The organism is Sphingopyxis sp. GW821-FHT12C06, from assembly GCF_058807415.1.
The window spans coordinates 1-17,650 of the sequence record NZ_JBXAQR010000001.1 but is presented as its reverse complement, the minus strand read 5'-3'; the positions used below and the strand labels follow the sequence as shown (position 1 = coordinate 17,650).

The following is a 17,650-nucleotide window of genomic DNA, read 5'->3' as shown; positions in this document are numbered from 1 at the left end:
CTCTGTAGCGTTTTGGCCGGCCCACGACAGATCCGGGTCCCAACTTGCGAGCAGAGGGGCTTCATCTACTCTACGATATTGAGCCCGGAACGCGTGCGGAACCCGGCGGGGTAAGAATTATGCCAGAAAATCCACCAAGCGCAGCAAACGGACGTCAGGCCATGGCGAACCTGCACATATGGTCGGGTTTGTTACCCGGCTGGTTGGTCTTTATCATTTTCCTCTTCGGGACAGCGGCATTTTTCCAGCATGAGATTTCCGGTTGGATGCGGCCCGAACTGCACCGCGCCGAGGTCACGGACGAAGCGCTGGAGCGGGCGTCGGCGCTATTGCAAAGCCGGGCCCCCGACGCCGAAAGCTGGTCGCTATCCTTTCCGCCAGTCCATGGCGGTGCGCCGTTTATTCTGTCGTGGCAACCACGAGCCGGAAAGGCCGAAGCGGTCGATGTATCGCTCGATCCGACGACCGGAAAGGAAATCGCCGTTCGCGACACCCAAGGCGGCGCTTTCCTTTTCCGTTTTCACTATAATCTTCACTATATGCCATGGTGGCTCGCCAATTATCTGGTGTGCATCGCTTCTTTGTCGATGCTGGTGGCAATTTTGTCCGGGATATGGACCCACAAGAGAATCTTCAAAGATTTCTTCACGCTCAGATTCGGCAAGGGCCAGCGCAGCTGGCTCGATGGCCATAATATCATGGGGGTGTTTGCGCTGCCCTTCCATCTGATGATTACCTATACCGGTCTCGCGACGCTTATGTTTACGATCATGCCTTGGGCGCTCATCGCCAACTATTCCAATACGAGCGCCTTTCGGGAAGATTTTCGCCCGGCCGCATCATTGCACCCGGGCGGCCATGTCCCGGGGCCGCCGATATCGTTGACGCGGCTCGTTGCCCATGCCGAACGGGCATCCGCAGGCGCCCGCCCTGACTATATCACCGTCTTGCAGCCCGGCAGTGCAAACAGCGTTGCCGAGATATGGCCCCGCATGGACCGTCTTGGCGGATCCCATAATGCGGTCATTCTGAACGCGCATGACGGTTCCGCCATTGGCCCCGTACAAAAACCCGGCGCCGCGCTCGCGACGCTCGATATGATGATCGATTTGCATACGGGCCGCTTTTCGGACCTTGCGCTGCGCTGGCTCTATTTCCTCTCAGGCATGGTCGGGACAGCAATGATCGCAACCGGACTGGTATTATGGACCGTCAAACGGCGCGTGAAGACATCGGGGGCCGATCGGGCCGATTTCGGGTTCCAGCTGGTTGAAAGGCTGAACATCGGCGTCCTTGCCGGTGCCCCGGCCGGCATCGCGGCCTATTTCCTCGGCAACCGGCTGCTCCCCTCCGTCATGGCACATCGCGCCGATTGGGAGATCGGCGGGCTATTCATCATCTGGGCCGTGCTGCTTGGCTGGTCGATCATAAGGCCGGTCAAAAAGGCCTGGCCCGAGGCCCTGGCCGCCTGCGCCCTGCTCTTCGCTCTCATCCCTGTCGTGAATGCCGCGACGACAGCGCGGGGGTTGTGGCCCAGCCTGATGATACACGACTGGATCTTCGCCGGCATGGATCTTGCGATGCTGGTGACCGCCTTCGCTTTCGCGTTCATGGCCTGGAAGGTTTCTTCGTCTTCGGACAAGCCGGCCTCATCGCGCCGAAACAGACTGGCCGGAGCCGCCGCATGATCCACGCCGAAACTCTCCTTTTGTCGCTCGGCGGATTTTTCTTGTTGATGCTCGCAATGAGCCGTCACCAACAAGACTGGCTGAATCGCAGATTGCCCGCAGCACGCAGCAGGCTGCTGCGGCTATTCGGCCTGACGGCCCTTGTTCTGGCATTTGTCGTGGCCGGCACGGGGCTCGGCTGGGGCTATGGTGCGATCTGCTGGTTCGGCTGGCTCACCCTCGCTGCGATTGCCGTCGTTATCGCCGACATCAACCGCAAGCATATTATCCGGAAGGACAGGAAATGAAGCCCGTGAACCCGCCGGCCCGCCGCCGCTGGGCGACCGCGTCCCGCACGATCGCGGGCACGCTGGGCGCCTATGCCCTGGCATCGCTTGTTACCATTGCCCTGTCCCTGATTCTGGACCGGATGGGAATGACCAGGGTGGAAGCCGTGATCGCCGCCACGCTGGCGAGCTTCACCGTTTTTTCTTTCGTCGCCCTTGCGGCTTTCCAGGCGCGGACCGCGACGCGTGCATGGCTGTGTCTGTTGCTGATCGCCCTGCCCGCGGCGCTTGCGGTATTGCTTTTGCTGCCCGCAGCCGGGCCCTAACTCGCCCTGCCGGGCGAACAAATTGCAGCAGAGCGACGGGGGACGACGCGGGAAGAGAAAGACCGACCAAGGAGGCGGAGCTACCCTCCCCCTTGTGCAGGCCTCGTCCCTATCTCTTATACGGCGGCAAGCGCCGCATCGAGATCGTCGCGCAAATCCTCGAAGGCCTCGATCCCGCAGGAATAGCGGATGAGCGTTTCGGGAATACCAAGCAACTGACGCTCTTCCGCGGTGCATTCCACATGGCTGGTCGTTGCGGGGATACCGATCAGCGTGTTGACCGATCCCAGGCTGGCGGCGCGATGCGCAAGCTTGGCCGTATTAATGCAGCGCTTGGTCGCATCGAAATCACCGTGCAGCGAGAAACTGAGGACGCCGCCGAAGCCGGTCATCTGCGACGCCGCGACCTTGTGCCCTGGATGATCCTCGAGCCCGGGATAGAAGACGCGGTCTACCTTGGGATGCGAAGCCAGGAAACGGGCGACGGCCAATGCCGTTTCGTTTTGGCGGCGAACGCGCAAGTCCAGCGTCTTCATGCCCCGAAGCAACAGATAGGCCGCGAAGGCGCCCAGCGTTGCACCCGTAATCTCGCGATAGTGGAAGACCTGACGCACCAGCTCGCGTTTACCCGCGAGAATGCCACCCATCGCATCGTCGTGCCCGCCCAGAAATTTGGTGGCGCTGTGGAGCACCAGATCGGCGCCCAGCGCGAGTGGTTTCTGGTTGATCGGCGTCGCGAAAGTATTGTCGATGACGCTGATTGCACCCACGGCCTGCGCTGCGGCAATCGCCCGTCGCAAATCGATGATCTTCAACGTCGGGTTCGTCGGTGTTTCCAGATAGACGATACGCGCGCCCTGCGCGATGGATCGCTCCAGCGCATCATCGTCGCCGGTCTCGACCAGATCGACCACGACCCCCATTTGCGGGAGGAAGTTCAGAAAAATCTTGCTGGTGCCGCCATAGCTGTCACTGATCGATACGACACGGTCGCCAGCGCGAAGGAAAGTGAAGAGCGTATTGGAAATTGCCGCCATTCCGGTTGCAAAGGAGGTCGCATCCTCCGCCCCTTCCAGCAAGCGCAGTTTCTCCTCGAAGACCCCGACGGTGGGGTTGGTGTTGCGGCTGTAGATGTGGCCTTCAGCGCGGCCTAGGGCCACATCAAGCCAGGAATCCACATCGTCATAGGCGAAAGGCGCGCTCTGGACGATCGGCACCTGCGCCGCACCGAAAGCCAGCGGCTTCTCTTCCCCTCCCCATGCGGCTACTGTTGAAGGCTGCCGTGTTTCCATGTCCATTTTCTATCTGCTCCAGTTGGTTTGGAAGAATATCCGTTGCGTTCGATTTACCGGCGAACCCGCCGACAATTGTTCGAATTGAGCCACTCCCGGCCGCAAGAGAAACCGCAAGCGCAGTCTTTTGCCGAAACTTCGGCGTCGAGCCGCAAAGCGCGCCGGCCACCTGCGGCAAAGCCGAGAACGCGCGTCATGCGGCACCCTGATCCATAATCGCGTGGATGGGCGTGCTGCTGATCGACTTGACGATCTTCGTCACAATATAAGTGAAATAGGATTCTATACCGATGTCGTCAGCCAGAAGGATTTCAATGGAATCCTGATATCTCCCGACATCCGGCGCCACGATTTTCAGTATATAGTCGATACCGCCGCCAAGAGCATAGCATTCGGAAACAAATTCCGTTTTGGAAATACGCCTTTCGAAGCGCTCGAAGTCATAGAGCCTGTGACTGCGCAGCGTCACTTCGGTCATGAATGTTTCGTGGCGCGCAATTTTCCGGACATCGATCCGGGCATGGTAGCTGAGGATCAGCTTATTTCGCTCGAGCAGGCGCATCCGTTCGAGGCACGCGCTCTTCGAAAGATTGACGCGATCGGCAAGATCACTTTTGCTGATGCGGCCATCCTGTTCGAGCTGCCGCAGGATGTTAAGGTCGATGGCATCGAGCGGGACGACCGCCCCCGGCCGAGCCGCCCGGTTCGCGGGCGTCCTGCAAGCCGAAGAATCCATGATCATCGGCGATATCTTCCCACAGGCCGTCGGGCGTTCATCCTCGCCATGCATCGACCGTCGGCGCGTCTCGGCTGGCAGGCCGCTTCGCATCACCAGCGATCGACGAAAGCTGGGCCGGCGAACACAGCGTTGAGCAAAAGCCGCTGGGTTCCAAGCGAATAGCCGCGAAACACCGGGTCCCACGCAAAGCTGATGATTTGGCCACGTCCCCGGCGTTCGCGCACCAGACATGGCGTCGAGGCGATCATCCCGACCGCCTCGGGCCATATCATGCCCGATAGCGGCAAGGCGTCGGGGGCCGCGAACCGCATGAGTATCTCGGCATTCCCGGAAAGACGCAGCACGCCGTCCTCGCGAAACAGGATCGGTACGCGCGCAGCCATCCCCGTCGTAAGCCAGTGGCCGGTTTGAACATCGGCCCGGACATAGCATCCGCGAGGCAGATAGCGGTTCGCCTGCGTCGCCCGCGCCTCCCCCGACCACACAGGATAATCGCGCGGTAAAAAGGCTCGCGCCGCCTCGCCAATCGCTAAGGCGTGACCGCCGCGAACATCATTCACTGCGTCATCGTCCAAAGTGACGGCGAACCGCCCCGATCGGGCAAGACTGCGCGCCGCGCCCGCCAGAGCGATCAGCGTGCCGCCATTCTCGACCCAGCTAAGGTCGAGCCGGGTAAGGTCCGCATCGCCGTGCGCTGCAATCAGCACATCATAACGGCGCAGATCCTGTTCGGCGAGGCCACCGATATCGAGCAGGCTCGCCGGCACACCCAGGCGCTCGTCGAATAAATGCCACAATGCCCCGACAGCGGGTGCGTCAAAGCCCGGACCGGCCAAGATGCCGACCGAAGGCCGGCGCAGGAGGTGGAATGCGTCCCCCCCCTGGTCGGGTCCGTCATCGGCCAGAGCGCGATCGAGCGGCTGCATGTCGCGTCGCTTTGCAATCGCCGCATAGGCAGCCAGTCCAGTCGCATCCTGATCCTCGCGGCGAATCAGCAATGCAGTGCCGCCGCGTTCGGGATCGACCCTGAGCCGAAGGCCCTGCTGCATCAGCCCCGGCGAAATCTCCAGCAGCGGGTCGTCGTAGCGATAGCCAAATCGCCCGGGCTCGGTCGCCGGAGATTCCGGCGGCGCAGGGTCAGCGCGCCAGTCGCCAGCCACCGGCAACTGGCTCCAGAACAGGCGCGCATCATAGGCGTAAGACAAGGCCCAGGCGGTGCAGTCATAAAGCTGCGTCTTGCGTTTTCCATCGAGACGCGCGCGCTCCTGCCGCAGAAAATGCTCATCCATGGGCATATGGAAATCGAACAGATTGGCGACCAACCGGCCCAGCGGCTGATCCGTGGAAATAAGCAACGCCCCGGCCCGCAGCGACAGCGACACCGGGCCGACCTCCCAATGGCCGTGAAGATCATCGGCCTCCACGTCATCCCGAAGATATTGGAAGGCGATACCCTGCACCGTCAGCAATTCGGCGATCCGGTCGCGCTTCGGGCCGGTTTCGTCGACCACCCAATAGCGTACCGGAACTCGCTCGCTGCGCGCCGCGTTCCAGCGTGACACAAATTTCCCGGGATCGCAGGCCGCCGCCTCGATCATGGCACGCGAGGCTTCGAATTGCGCATCGACGGCTTCGGAAAAATCCCGCGACTTGCCATTCGGGAGTTGCACCCGGTTTCCGAAGGTCGTCGCCTGCTCCAGCAGGATAGGAACCGCGCCCGAATAGGCCGGCCAGATATCGAAAAAACCCGGAAAAAAGACTTCATTCCACGCACCGGTGTAATGCGCGATCCCCGCATTATCGAGCGCCGCGCCAATGAGGGGGCGCAGATCACGCCAGCTGTCGTGGACAGTCGCCGGTAGCGCGGGATTGAAGGGCTCGGCGGGGCAGGCGAACAGAAAACTGTCGTCGACCGCCATCTCATGGGCGTCGAGGAAAAGATGGACCGATGCGGCCCGGATCGCTTCGACACGCAGACGGGATTCGCGTTGCACGCAAAAGAGCGCGTCGCGATTCAGGTCGAACAGATAATGATTTCCGCGCCCTTTCGGCCAGGGAACATTGTTGTGACAGGATTGGACATCAGGGTTTGGGACCGCCCCCAACCAGCTTTCGAGGTGCGAAAGACTGCGTTCGCGCCCGTCGGGATTGGGCATGATGTCGACATGAACGACCAGAGCATCGCGGATAGCGTCCATCGCAGGGGTATCGGTTGTACCGAGCCATTCGATGATGCGCAGCGCGGTGTCGCTCGGCGACAGCTCGCTGCCATGGATGCCATATCCCATCCAGACATTCGCGACCGGCGCGTCACCCGGCCCGGCATCCGCATCGAGACACGCCAGATTGCGAGGGCTGGAGACGATCGCCCGCCACAGCGTGCGTCCTTCGGCCGAGGCACCATAGGGCAGGATCCGGATATGGCTACCGCTGCGCCGGACCAGTTCGTCAAGCCGCGCCGCCACCTCGTGGTGCCGGATCGGCAGCCCACGCCTTACAGCCCCCTGATCGCCAGTTTTCCGACCGGAATCCGTAGTCCTCGCATCGGCAGAGCGCGCCATTACGCCGCCTTCACGCTCAGGCTGCGATCGAGTTTGGACAGGCAGTCCGCGCCCTGTGCCGTCACCACCACGGTCTCGCTCAGTTCATAACCGCCTTTCTCCTCCCAAAGGCCCAGCATCAGATGCAGGACCATGTTCGGCTGCAACGGTGTCGTGTCGGTGGAGATGAGGCTGATCGTACGCTCGCCCCAGTCGGGCGGATATCCCAGCCCAACCGAATATCCGATGCGCGACGGCTTCTCGATCCCGGCGCGGCGGATAACGCTGTTCCACGCCTCCGCCACATCGCAGGCGAGCGCGCCGGGCCGGATCGCATCGAGTGCGCAAGCGAGCCCTTCCTCGACAACCTTTGACAATTGCACCAGTCCAGCAGGCGGACGCCCGACATGGACGGTGCGCGCGAGCGGAGCATGATAGCGAAAGCGGTTGGCGCCGAGTTCCAGCGTACAAGCACTCCCCTGCTCGAAACGTTCATCGGTCCAGGTCAGATGGGGTGCCGAGGTACGCGTTCCCATCGGAAGCGTCTGGAAATCGGGGACATCGCCGCAGAAATCCGGATGGCCGTTGATCAGCGCCTCATATATCGCACCCGCGACTTCGGATTGCCGCACGCCGGGTTCGATCAGGCTGATAGCCCGCCGCATGGCAATGTCGGTGATCTCGCCGGCCTCACGAATGACCTCAATTTCGGCTGCCGATTTGACGAGGCGAACCCAGTTGATCAGCGTATCCGCATCGACCAGCGCCCGGTCGGGCAACGCGGCCGCGAGGCGCGCGTGGAACTTCGCGGTGAAAAAAGGCGAGTCGATTTCGACACCAATCTGCCGGGCAGCCGGAAAGGCAGAACGAATGATCCCCGCGATGAAGTCCGCGCCATGCCGCCCCTCGGCCAGATAGCTGTCGTCATAGCCGAACAGCGCCTCATCCGGCAGAACGGTTGTATGCCGTGCGCATTCAAGATCGATCGCCCTGCCCACCCACAGGGGTTCGCCGGACAGGGGAAGCAGGATGGCCTGCGGCACATAGAAGGACCAGGCGTCATAGCCGACGCTGTAGTTCATATTGGGCGGGCTGGTGACGACCATGAGATCGAGCCGGGCGTCCGCCATGGCATTTTTGATTGCGCCTATGCGACGTGAATATTCTGTCGCCTGGAATGTTGCCATGAAACTCCGCTCCGTCCCCGAAAATACTGAAATCGGGCTAATGATAGACGGGCGGGGCGGGCAGGCAATTTCGTGGGCTTGGCCAAGTTTGCGCGACTTAGCGCAATAGAGAGCATAGGTGAGGCTTTCGCCTCACGCGAGGTCGCGCATCAGATATTGCCGAATGCGCGGATCGATCGCTTCGCTGTCTTCGGGAAGCAGCCCGCAATTCGCGACAAAGGGCCGCAGCGACACTTGAAGTCCAAGATATTCATAGACGATCGGGGTGAGATAGGGCTCACGCGACAGTCCGCTGGACACACCCAAAGCCTTGCCGAACAAATAGGTCATCGGATTTTTGTGGCTGGGATAGAGGATCGTCTCGGTGATCGCGCTGTTGAGGATCGTATCGGATTCGATGATGAAGATGCGGTCCGACAGATGCATGAGCAGACCGCTATATTTGAATACGTCGTAGGGCGCCGTGCGGCGATCGCCGGGCGCCTTCATCCGCTCGATGGATTTCAGCGATATCCGCCCGTCATTCTCATAGACTTTAACGCAGGCCTTGATGATGAAACCGGGATATTCGATCGACCGCAGATAACGATAATAGCAGCCGATATATCGATAGGCCGCGGGTCCGGAGCCATTGGCGACCAGTCGGTCCCATTCGGTCGCATCGCCGTCAGCGACGCTGCGCTTCTGCTCGGGCTTCAGGACAATCAGGTCCCTGAACTGCGTCGGAGGCAGGTTTATCTCGTAAATCTCGACCCCGAAATAGTCGCAGATTTTCCGGATATTCCCGCTGGACGGAGATGTCTCGCCCGACAGATAGCGGGCGAATTGCTGGCGGTTGATTTCAAGCTTGCGGCAAACCTCGGATACCGACCGTTTGTAGCTGCACAATAAACGCAAATTTTCCGCGAAAGCTTCATTGTCTGCTTTCTTAGTCACCGGCGACATATCATCTCTCCGTTCCGTGCGATCACCGAAAAATCGCCCGTGTTTCCTCAACTGACATCGCCCCCTTATGCGGAACAGGGCAAGCCGCAAGGGAGCTTGGTCACCGAGGATCCGGATCGGGTAGCATGTCCGCCCCCCGGCTCCAAAAGGTCAGCTTTCCCGAAAGCGTGGCGTAGATCCCTGCCGCAGCCAGCGCGGCGGCTGCGAGAACCCAGAGCAAAGCGCTGACCTCGAAATAGGCGCCGCTATAAGCCCCGATATAACCGGAAATCAGCGCACCTAGGCCGACAAACACAAACCATCCGCTGGCATAGAGCGCGCGGCGACCGGGCGGTGCCAGCCGCGTCGCCAGCGCGACCTGCGCTGGGCCCAAAAGCGCATCACCAAGACCGAATAGCGCGTAAGCGAAGACGAACCACAGCAACGACGGTCGTACGTCGGTGGTCGCGAACGCCAGCACCGCAAACCCGGCCCCCAACGCGACAAGCGCGGACGCGCTTTTCATCGTCGTGCCGAAATACCGGGCGTTTCGGGCGAGCGCACGCGTCACAAGGCCGATGCACGGTGTCCAGACGAGAAACAATATGACGCTGACATTCTGGATCCAGGTGGTCGGGATTTCGAAACCCAGCAGGTTGCGATCGACATGATCGCGAATGTAGAGGCTGAGCAGGCCGATCACCTGATAGAAGATCGCCATATAGACGATCGTAAAGGCACCATGGACAAGATAGGCACGAAGCCGGTCGCGCCGGACCTCCTTGTCCTCCACCGGCGCCACGCCGACCGAACCCAATGGGACACTTCCAACATCACCCAGCCAGCCTTTCTGAAACCAGAGGTAAGCCAAGAGGCCAAGCGCCATGCCTATGCCTGCGACGCTGAATCCCATATGCCAGCCGAAGCGCTCGCCGAGGAAGCCAGGTATCGTGATGCCAAGCGTACAGCCCAGATAAAGGCCGAAGAAAAGGAGCTGGAAACCCTCACTCCGGCGAGGATCGCCCTCGCGATAAAAGCCCGAAATGATCGAAGACACGGCCGGCTTGATCAAGGCCGTCCCGAAGAACAGAAACGCGATGGCCGCATAGAACAGGCCCGCATTCGTCCAATAAGCCAACGCAAAAGCGCGCGCGGTGCTCGCTGGATCATCGCCCGCACCGCCACCGGTCGCGCCATGTCCCCTGGACGCTTCGGTGGCAGCGTCCACCGAAAGCCGACCGAGTTCGAGATTCGGCGCGACAAAGAGATGATCGACCTGGGTACCCGAGAGCAGCGCCGTCCAATGCGGCGCCGTATGCGAAAGAAAGAACAGCAGGTGCCCGACCATGACGAAGATCGCACCCCAGGCGATACAACGGCGTTCGGACACATGCCTGATCGTCAGCCAGCCACCCAGCAGGGGGGCCATCATCAACGCGCCCATATACCAGCCGTTGAACAGCAAGGCGCTTTCCTCGCTCCATCCCCAGCCGCCGTTGAGGCTCGCACCGCTTAGAAACAGGACGAAAATGCTGCTGATGCCGTAAAAGCTGAACCGTTCCCAAAGCTCGGTGAAGGATACCAGCCAGACGCCGCGGGGATGACCCATCCACGATTCGTTTGCCGCTCTCCCGGCGAAGTCACAGGATTCGCGATGATCGGCGAAAGACGTCAAGTGGCAGCACTCCCCATAATGTCGCCCGTATTCAGGCTGTCGGCCGATCCCACACGAGCTTGGCCTTTATGATTGCTCCCCTTCGAAGCCGCGAGCCGCAGGACGAAGCTGAGAGGACTTTGGGTGAAGGACCGGGGCGGCGCAGGCAAGAGCGCAGCGCAAATCGAACCGGGGAATTGCTGCAAGGAGCGAAAAGACTTTCGCTTGTGCTGCTTGATCCTGCCCACCGCACGCAGGATCGGAAGCATTTTTCGACAGCGGGATCGCCTGCCAACCAGCGCGGCCTTGCCAATGGGGCCGCTCCTTCCCACAGGACGGCAATCGATCCGGCACAGACGGAGACAGGCAAAATTGACGCTCCTTACGCGCAACAACAGCGTCAATTCACGGAAAGTCACGAAGTTGAATGGAGGCCGGACCAAGGCGCACGATCGTCGCCGGTTCCATCGAATCGGCATATTAGGGGGTTTGCATGACATTTTCATTCCAGGGCAATTTGGTGCCGTACGTCCGTTCCCTTGCGTGGAGCACGACGGCGCTGGCCCTTTTGCCGGCCATGCCGGCCATGGCGCAAAGCCAGACTGACGCCATTGAAGACACCACCGAGATCGTCGTTTTCGGCAACAGCGGCAAAGAAACCACGCTAGACATCCCGCAGACCGTCAACGTCCTCGGGCCGCAACTGCTCGAACAGACTGCCGCCACACGTCTCGGCGACGTCCTGCGCTTCGTACCGGGTGCGACGACGAACGGATCGGAACTCGATGCCTTCGGTGATCGCTATCTGATGCGCGGTTTCGAGGCGGACCGCACGCTCAATGGCATTCGCGTCGATCGTATGAATCACGCGCGCGATGCCGTCAGCATCGAACGGGTCGAGGTTCTCAAGGGCCCCGCATCGGTTCTCTATGGACAACTCCAGCCGGGCGCGGTGGTCAATGTGGTCACCAAGGAACCGCTGCGCGAATTCGCACTCCGCGCAACCGGCGAGGTCGGGCGCTATGATTTCTATCGTGGAACGGTCGACCTGTCGGTTCCGCTGACATCGCAGGGAACCGTCGCTGCACGTATCATCGGTGCCTATGAGGACGCCGGGTCGTTCATCGATTTCTGGAAGAAGGACCACCGGTTCATCGCGCCTTCGCTGTTGTTCAGCCCCAACGACGATACGAAAATCCTGATCGAGGCGATGTATTCGCGCGACAAATGGGACGCCTTTTTCAACGGCGTTCCGGCGGAAGGCACCGTGCTTCCCAATCCGAACGGCCCCCTGCCGCGGAGTTTGCATATTGCCGATCCCAGCTTCGACGGCACGATGCGCCGGACAAGCGAGATCAGCGCCAAGCTGGAACGCAAGCTGAGCAGCGCGGTCTCGGTACGGCTGGCCGCAACCTGGAACAAGCGCATCACCGACGCGCAGGAAATTTTCGGTGTCCTTGGCTGGGAAAATGATGCCGAAGATTCTGTGCTGACACGGGCGCTACTCGACAATGAAGGGAGTGCAGAAACCTGGGACTTCCACGGAGATTTCAGCTTCGACTTCAACACCGGTTCGATCAGCCACCAGTTCGCCATCGGCGCGGAATATGGCATCGACAAGTCGTTCAACATCGACAGCGTCGGCCTCGTTTCCTCGCTCAATCTCTATAATCCGGTCTACCGCCTCGACACACCGCCGCCGGTCGAGGTGCCTCTTTATACCAACCAGACCGGCTTCGACGTCGATCGCGTCGGCATCTTCGTGCAGGAACGAATGAGCGTGACGGAGAATCTCCATCTCGTTGCCGGCCTGCGCTACTCCACCGTCAACCAGCGCCAGCGCTTCTCGGACGGAGGCCCCGCCGAGGTAACGAAGACCAAGACCGATTCCTGGACGAGCCAGATCGGTATTCTTTTCAATCCGATGCGCGATGTCGCCCTGTTTGCGAGCCGTTCGACCTCCTTCGTACCGGTGATGCGCAACAATGTCGACGGCCGCCCGCTGGCCCCGGAAACGGGAACCCAATATGAAGCCGGGATCAAGGCGCGACTTGGCGGCCTGAACGCCACCGCGGCGCTATTCCACCTGACCCGCGGCAACGTCGCGGTTTCCGATCGCGATAATCCGGCCTTCTTCCTGACGATTGGCGAGCAGGTCGCGAAGGGCCTGGAGCTGTCACTGGACGGCAAAATCGCACCCGGCTGGTCGGTCTATGCCGGCTATGGCTATACCGACGCGAAAACCACGCGGGATACCGAAGCGCCCGGAGAAATCGACCGGACAGGCTTTCGCCTTCGCGGCGTCGCGAAGCATAATCTTGTTCTCAACAGCAATTATGAATTTCAGGACGGCGCCCTCGCGGGCTTGAGCTTTGGCGGCACCGTAAACCGCGTCGGCAAGCGCTTCGGCGACATCGACGAAAGCTTTACCCTGCCCGGTTACTGGCGGGTAGATGCCAGCGTCGCCTACCAGATCCAGGAGAATGTCTCGCTTCGCGTCAACGTCGACAATCTGTTCGACGAGGCCATTTACGCGACGGGTTACAGCCTGTTCGAAGTCTGGCCGGCAACGCCGCGCACCTACCGCGCAACCTTGAGCTTTGCCCTGTAAAGACCTGCATATCGCCGGGGAAGGACAAGCCAATCCTTCCCCGAACGGGCAAGCGGACGGGCGGGCGAGGAAACAAACGGAAATGCAAACGATGAAACACCGCGCGCCGCTACTTTTTGGACTTCTCGCTGTCAGCATTCCGTTGCACGCAGCGGAAGCCCCCTATTCCGGCGTCGAAATAGCGCGCACGTCCCACGGCGTCGCCCATGTCACCGCACCATCCTATCAGAAGCTCGGGTTTGGCATCGGCTATTCCTATGCCTCCGACAATGGCTGTACGCTTGCCGAACAGGTCATGACGGTCAATGGCGAACGGTCACGGTACTTGGGAGCCGAGGGCAAGGCCCTGGTCGGGGTCGACAGTTTCACCAATCTGACGAGCGACATCTTTCATCGCACCTATATGGACGATGTTGGTCTCGCGAAAGCCAATCGCCGGGCGACACCGCGCTCACAGCAACTGCTGCGTGGCTTCGTCGCCGGCTATAATCATCATCTTCGGGTTTCGGGCCCCGATGGCGCAGGGCCGTCATGCAAGGGCGCGGCGTGGGTCCGTCCTATGACCATGCGCGACATGTACCGGATGATCGACGCCAGCGCACTGCTCGCCAGCGGGGCGTCTCTGGCTGACGGCTTTGCCGAAGCCGGCCAGGGGCCGACGGCAACGCCCATCGCGGCGCAAGAACAGCTGCCTCCATTCGGCCTTGGCAGCAACGGCATCGCTTTCGGACGCGATGCCACTGCCAATCAAAAGGCTGTGGTGGTCGCCAATCCCCATTTCCCATGGAATGGCATCAACCGCTTCTATCAATTGCATATGACGATTCCGGGCGAACTGGATGTCATGGGCGTGATGTTGCCGCCGCTTCCGGTCGTCGCAATCGGGTTCAATCGCGACATCGCCTGGACCCACACCGTATCGACTGCCGCACGCTTCACCCTGTCGGAACTGTCGCTTGATCCGAGAAACTCGCGTGCCTACATTGTTGACGGCAAGGTTCACGCGCTTGAAAAACGCCTGATTTCTGTACCTATCCGCGGCAAAGACGGCGCCGTGACCAATTATGTCCACACCGCTTACTGGTCCCGTTCCGGCCCGATCGTGGCGGCGGCAAAATACGGGATCGGCTGGTCTGCCCATCGCGCCTATGCGTTGGCCGACGCCAACCGTTACAATAGCGATCTCGTCGAAACCTGGCTCGGCATGGCGAAAGGCAAATCGGTCGAGGATATCCGTACGGCACTGACTGGCCATATGGGTATCCCCTGGGTCAACACCATCGCGGCGGATCGAACCGGCAACGCGCTCTATGCCGATATCGGCCGCGTTCCCAATGTCGATGCCGCCATGACCGCACGGTGTTTGCCGTCGGCAGGCGCTGCCGCACTCGCACCCAAGATCCATATTCTCAAGGGCGATACCCAATCATGTCGATGGTCCGGCTTGCTCCCGGCCAGCGCGATGCGTGCTACGTTGCGCGGCGACTATGTATCCAACAGCAACGACAGCTATTGGCTGATCAACGCCCGCGCCGAGCGCCCCTCGCTCGCCCCGATCCTGGGGCCAACTGCGGTGGCGCAGCGCTTCCGTACGCGCGAGGCTCTGCTCACCATCGACAGGGCGATCGACGCGGGGCAAAGATTTACGCCATCGAGCGGGCTCGACCTGATCTACTCCAATCGCAACTATTCGGGCATGTTGCTGGCGAAGGATGTCATCGCTCTTTGCGCGATGTCGGATAGCCCGGCCGATCTGCAATCGGCATGCCATGCGATCGCCGGCTGGGATTTGCACAATGATCTCGACAGTCGCGGAGCGCTGTTGTTCCGCGAATTCTGGAGCAGGGCGCGCGAGATTCCCGACGTTTTTGTGGTCCCCTTCGACGCGGAAGACCCGCTGAACACCCCGCGCAGCCTGAATATCCAGAATGCAGGAACGCGCAAAGCGCTGCTTGGCGCCTTGCGTCAGGCGGTCGCCGCGCTCGCCGATCTGGGGCTTCGTGCCGACGTGTCGATCCGCGAGGGTCAGCGCCTGGCCGTCAATGACATCCTGAAGCCGGTGACCGGCGGCGACTGGTATGACGGCGTTCTGAACCTCAACCTTACTCGCCCGGTAAAAGGCGCCGGCTACGAACCCTTCGACGGGGCGAGCTATATCGCCGCGATCGGGTTCGACGATGATGGCCCGGTCGCAGAAGGCCTGCTGGTCTATGGCCAGTCGAGCGAGCCCGGATCGCCCTATTATTACGACCAGCTCGATCTCTACGCCTCGAAAGGCCGTTACGCCCTTCCCTTCAAGCGCGCCGACATCGAAGCCGACGCAGACTTCACGCTGCAACCTATCCCGCCTGCCAGGTAACCGAAACCATGCTGAAACTTCTGTCCGGGCCGGTCGTGCGCGAGCTGCTCAACGTCTCGACCTGCATCGAACTTGTCGAAAGCGCGATGATCGCTACCTCCCGTCCGGGAACGGTACAACCGACGCGCTGGATGATTGACCTGCCGACCGCAGAACATGCCGTGCTGGGGTTGATGCCCGGCCTGCTTCCCGACCTCCCGTTGTTCGGCGCGAAGGTCACCGCCGTTTATCCCGAAAATCACAAAAAGGGCCTCGCCTCTCACCAGTCGGTGATTATCCTGTTTGACAAGACGCATGGTGTTCCGGTGGCGTTGGTGGATGGAGCGGAGATCACCGCCGCGCGCACCGCCGCAGCCAGCGCAGTGGCGACGCGGCTTCTGGCACAGCCGGATTCAAGCGAGCTTGCGATGATCGGCTATGGTGTTCAAGCCGAAAGGCATGTTGAGGCGATCATGCAGGTCTGCCCAATTCGGAAGCTCCGCCTCTGGGGTCGCTCAGAGACAAAAGCCCAAGCCTTTGCCACGAAGCTGCGGCAACGCTGGCCGATCAGCATCGAGGTTGGCGATGATGTTCGCGCAATTGTGGCCGGAGCACATATCGTCTGCACGGTGACGGCTGCGCGCGAACCGGTGCTGTTCCCCGACTGGCTATCGCCGGGCGCGCATGTGAATATCGTAGGCTCCAGCTCGACCGATGCAGTCGAAGTGGCCCCCGAACTACTCAGCCGTTCGCGGCTTTTCGTCGATGCCCTGCCCGCTGCGAAAGCGCTGGCGGGAGATTTGAACCGTGCGATTTCACTCGGCTTGATGACGCTGGACGACGTCGCCGGTGAAATCGGTTCCGCGCTCGACGGCCAGATAGCGGGCCGAACCTCGGCCGACGAAATCACCGTCTATAAATCGGTCGGTATCCCCGCGCAGGACCTCGCCTGCGCCAATTTTGTGGTCGAGCAGGCCGCGCAAAAACAGCTGGGAGAAACAGCAGCATGGTAGATCGCATCGACGCCCTGGACATTCGATCGGCACGCGCCTTTCTGACACCGCATCTGCACCATACGCAGCTGATCCGTTCGGAAAATCTTTCTCGCCTGCTCGACCGCGACGTCTTTCTGAAGCTCGAACTGTTCCAGAAAACCGGATCCTACAAGCCTCGCGGCATGGCGTGGGCCATCCATAATCTGACGGCCGATCAGCGTGCCAAGGGCGTGATTACCTTTTCGGCAGGAAATGCCGCTCAGGGTCTCGCCTGGTCAGCCGGCAGGCTTGGAATCAAAAGCCATGTGGTCATGGCGGCGGCGGCCAATGCGACGAAGGTCGCGGCCACGCGCGGCTATGGCGCCGAGGTTTTGCTGCACGGTACCCCGCCCGAAGCGGCGGCCTATTGCAACAGGATCGCCATGGAGCGCAATCTGACCTTCATTTCCTCCTATGACGATGAAATACTGATGGCAGGCCATGCATCGCTGGGCATGGAAATTCTGGAGGATCTGCCCGGCGTCACCGACATTTTTGTCGGGATCGGCGGCGGCGGCATGGCCGGTGGCCTTGTCAGGGCCGTCGAGGACATGTCCAGGAACACGCGACTTCACGGTATCGAGCCGCATGGCGCCGCGGCCATGTCGATCAGCCTTGAACAAGGCCATGCCGTGAAACTCGACAAGGTTGCGACGGTCGCGGACGGGCTGGCGGCCCCCGGTGCAGGCGCCCGATGTTTCGAGCTGGTCCGCCGCCGTTTCGAAACCGTGCGTGCGATCCCCGATGACCAGATTCTGTCCGCCATGCGGTTTCTGATGGAGCGCTGCAAGCTGATGGCCGAGCCCGCCGGCGCCGCCGCGCTGGCGGGGCTGCTGACCCATGAAAAGAAGGATGCGCTTGGCGACCAGATCGTCTGCGTGGTCTCGGGAGGCAATCTGGACCTCAGCCTTCTCAAGGCCTGGCTGTGATGATGCTGGCTACGCACAGAGGCATGCCGCAGCGCCGCCCCCTCAACCGCATTCGCCTTGGCTTCATGGTGAGTTTCTGATGCTGCTTGCGGCGCTTGCCCTTGCCGCATCCGATGTCCCGC

The 17,650-nt window shown here is 61.0% G+C and carries 13 protein-coding genes; 7 read left to right on the top strand and 6 right to left on the bottom strand.

All coding sequences use genetic code 11. The features are described from left to right. Positions 1-119 precede the first annotated feature (119 nt). The 3 genes from AC1RRJ_RS00065 to AC1RRJ_RS00055 are packed head-to-tail and all read left to right on the top strand — an operon-like array spanning position 120 to position 2,280. A complete protein-coding gene (locus AC1RRJ_RS00065) occupies positions 120-1,688 on the top strand; it encodes a PepSY-associated TM helix domain-containing protein (RefSeq protein ID WP_493119644.1) in 1,569 nt (522 codons plus the stop codon). Next, positions 1,685-1,975, top strand: coding sequence for a DUF3325 domain-containing protein (locus tag AC1RRJ_RS00060; protein ID WP_493119642.1), 291 nt, complete (start codon positions 1,685-1,687; stop codon positions 1,973-1,975). The genes AC1RRJ_RS00065 and AC1RRJ_RS00060 overlap by 4 nt, the downstream gene beginning before the upstream one ends. Next, the gene (locus AC1RRJ_RS00055; RefSeq protein ID WP_493119641.1) at positions 1,972-2,280 is read left to right on the top strand and encodes a hypothetical protein; all 309 of its coding nucleotides are present in this window, start codon (positions 1,972-1,974) and stop codon (positions 2,278-2,280) included. The genes AC1RRJ_RS00060 and AC1RRJ_RS00055 overlap by 4 nt, the downstream gene beginning before the upstream one ends. Positions 2,281-2,396: 116 nt before the next feature. Here AC1RRJ_RS00055 and AC1RRJ_RS00050 read toward each other — a convergent pair whose 3' ends face one another. From AC1RRJ_RS00050 to AC1RRJ_RS00025, 6 genes are all read right to left on the bottom strand, one after another. Continuing rightward, positions 2,397-3,578 (bottom strand): cystathionine gamma-synthase family protein, encoded by a 1,182-nt coding sequence (locus tag AC1RRJ_RS00050; protein ID WP_493119640.1) that lies wholly within the window; start codon positions 3,576-3,578, stop codon positions 2,397-2,399. 187 nt (positions 3,579-3,765) lie between these two features. After that, entirely contained in the window at positions 3,766-4,401 is a 636-nt protein-coding gene (locus AC1RRJ_RS00045; RefSeq protein WP_493119639.1) for an Lrp/AsnC family transcriptional regulator, read from the bottom strand. Then, positions 4,401-6,776, bottom strand: coding sequence for a M14 family zinc carboxypeptidase (locus tag AC1RRJ_RS00040; protein ID WP_493119638.1), 2,376 nt, complete (start codon positions 6,774-6,776; stop codon positions 4,401-4,403). Before AC1RRJ_RS00040 ends, AC1RRJ_RS00045 begins: the two co-directional genes overlap by 1 nt. Before the next feature lie 95 nt (positions 6,777-6,871). After that, on the bottom strand, positions 6,872-8,038 hold the full coding sequence (locus tag AC1RRJ_RS00035) for a M24 family metallopeptidase (RefSeq protein WP_493119637.1): 1,167 nt from the start codon (positions 8,036-8,038) through the stop codon (positions 6,872-6,874). Between the two features lie 132 nt (positions 8,039-8,170). Continuing rightward, on the bottom strand, positions 8,171-8,935 hold the full coding sequence (locus AC1RRJ_RS00030) for a helix-turn-helix domain-containing protein (protein ID WP_493119636.1): 765 nt from the start codon (positions 8,933-8,935) through the stop codon (positions 8,171-8,173). Between the two features lie 148 nt (positions 8,936-9,083). After that, on the bottom strand, positions 9,084-10,571 hold the full coding sequence (locus tag AC1RRJ_RS00025) for a peptide MFS transporter (protein WP_493119635.1): 1,488 nt from the start codon (positions 10,569-10,571) through the stop codon (positions 9,084-9,086). Between the two features lie 631 nt (positions 10,572-11,202). Between AC1RRJ_RS00025 and AC1RRJ_RS00020 the strand changes: the two genes are divergently transcribed. The 4 genes from AC1RRJ_RS00020 (at position 11,203) to AC1RRJ_RS00005 (ending at position 17,528) form a co-directional block, all read left to right on the top strand. Further along, positions 11,203-13,227 carry a TonB-dependent siderophore receptor gene (locus AC1RRJ_RS00020; protein WP_493119634.1) on the top strand — a complete coding sequence of 675 codons (2,025 nt, stop codon included), beginning with the start codon at positions 11,203-11,205 and terminating at the stop codon, positions 13,225-13,227. A gap of 82 nt (positions 13,228-13,309) precedes the next feature. Beyond that, on the top strand, positions 13,310-15,586 hold the full coding sequence (locus AC1RRJ_RS00015; protein ID WP_493119633.1) for a penicillin acylase family protein: 2,277 nt from the start codon (positions 13,310-13,312) through the stop codon (positions 15,584-15,586). 8 nt (positions 15,587-15,594) lie between these two features. After that, entirely contained in the window at positions 15,595-16,578 is a 984-nt protein-coding gene (locus AC1RRJ_RS00010) for an ornithine cyclodeaminase family protein (RefSeq protein ID WP_493119632.1), read from the top strand. Then, positions 16,572-17,528, top strand: coding sequence for a threonine ammonia-lyase (locus tag AC1RRJ_RS00005; RefSeq protein WP_493119631.1), 957 nt, complete (start codon positions 16,572-16,574; stop codon positions 17,526-17,528). The genes AC1RRJ_RS00010 and AC1RRJ_RS00005 overlap by 7 nt, the downstream gene beginning before the upstream one ends. The last annotated feature ends 122 nt before the right edge of the window (positions 17,529-17,650 follow it).

Coding starts and splice junctions, on each gene's coding strand:
- AC1RRJ_RS00065 (WP_493119644.1), top strand. CDS start 120: ATGCCAGAAAATCCACCAAGCGCAGCAAACGGACGTCAGGCCATGGCG.
- AC1RRJ_RS00060 (WP_493119642.1), top strand. CDS start 1,685: ATGATCCACGCCGAAACTCTCCTTTTGTCGCTCGGCGGATTTTTCTTG.
- AC1RRJ_RS00055 (WP_493119641.1), top strand. CDS start 1,972: ATGAAGCCCGTGAACCCGCCGGCCCGCCGCCGCTGGGCGACCGCGTCC.
- AC1RRJ_RS00050 (WP_493119640.1), bottom strand. CDS start 3,578: ATGGACATGGAAACACGGCAGCCTTCAACAGTAGCCGCATGGGGAGGG.
- AC1RRJ_RS00045 (WP_493119639.1), bottom strand. CDS start 4,401: ATGCGAAGCGGCCTGCCAGCCGAGACGCGCCGACGGTCGATGCATGGC.
- AC1RRJ_RS00035 (WP_493119637.1), bottom strand. CDS start 8,038: ATGGCAACATTCCAGGCGACAGAATATTCACGTCGCATAGGCGCAATC.
- AC1RRJ_RS00025 (WP_493119635.1), bottom strand. CDS start 10,571: ATGGGTCATCCCCGCGGCGTCTGGCTGGTATCCTTCACCGAGCTTTGG.
- AC1RRJ_RS00020 (WP_493119634.1), top strand. CDS start 11,203: ATGGCGCAAAGCCAGACTGACGCCATTGAAGACACCACCGAGATCGTC.
- AC1RRJ_RS00015 (WP_493119633.1), top strand. CDS start 13,310: ATGCAAACGATGAAACACCGCGCGCCGCTACTTTTTGGACTTCTCGCT.
- AC1RRJ_RS00010 (WP_493119632.1), top strand. CDS start 15,595: ATGCTGAAACTTCTGTCCGGGCCGGTCGTGCGCGAGCTGCTCAACGTC.
- AC1RRJ_RS00005 (WP_493119631.1), top strand. CDS start 16,572: ATGGTAGATCGCATCGACGCCCTGGACATTCGATCGGCACGCGCCTTT.